1 protein-coding gene is annotated in these 967 nt (G+C 47.5%); it reads right to left on the reverse strand.

Annotated elements, in window-relative coordinates:
- The coding region (gene mnmG / locus R7Q46_RS25455; RefSeq protein ID WP_318077976.1) for a tRNA uridine-5-carboxymethylaminomethyl(34) synthesis enzyme MnmG at nucleotides 1–967 on the reverse strand (967 nt) is incomplete at both ends.

The raw sequence follows: 967 nt of genomic DNA on the forward strand, positions 1-967 counted from the left end.
TCAAGCCCGCCATTAAGCCTTGTGCCGCAGCTTCTTCGTAGCCTGTTGTACCGTTGATTTGGCCAGCAAAGAATAGACCACTGATGAATTTAGTCTCGTAAGTTTGCTTCAAATCACGTGGATCGAAGAAATCGTACTCAATCGCGTAACCAGGACGAACAATGTGTGCGTTCTCGAAGCCTTTCATTGAACGAACGATTTGAACTTGAACATCAAACGGCAAGCTGGTGGAAATACCATTCGGGTATAACTCGTGCGTGGTAAGACCTTCAGGTTCAATGAAAATTTGGTGGCTGTTCTTATCCGCAAAGCGCATCACTTTGTCTTCGATAGACGGACAGTAACGTGGGCCAATTCCTTCGATCACACCTGCGTACATTGGGCTACGATCTAGGTTATTGCGGATCACTTCATGAGTTTGTTCATTGGTATGCGTAATGAAACAAGGAATTTGACGCGGATGGTGTTCGCGCTTACCCATGAATGAGAAAACTGGTGTTGGGTTGTCACCGTGTTGCGCTTCTAGCACTGAGAAATCAACCGTGCGAGCATCAATACGTGGTGGTGTTCCCGTTTTTAGACGATCCACTCGGAATGGCAATTCACGTAAGCGATCCGCCAATGCGATCGATGGTGGATCCCCAGCACGACCGCCTGAAGAACTTTCCATACCAATGTGGATCTTACCACCAAGGAAAGTACCTACGGTCAGCACAACCGCTTTGGCATGGAATTTAAGACCCATTTGAGTCACAACGCCAACAACGCGATCTTGTTCAACAATCAGATCATCAACCGATTGCTGGAACAGAGTTAGGTTTGGCGCGTTTTCTAATGCGTTGCGTACGTACGCTTTGTACAGAGCGCGATCGGCTTGAGCTCGAGTTGCTCGTACTGCAGGACCTTTCGAAGCATTTAGTGTACGAAATTGAATACCTGCATGGTCGATAGCTTCTGCCATCAAACC

The sequence above is a fragment of the Vibrio sp. 811 genome, assembly GCF_033339195.1.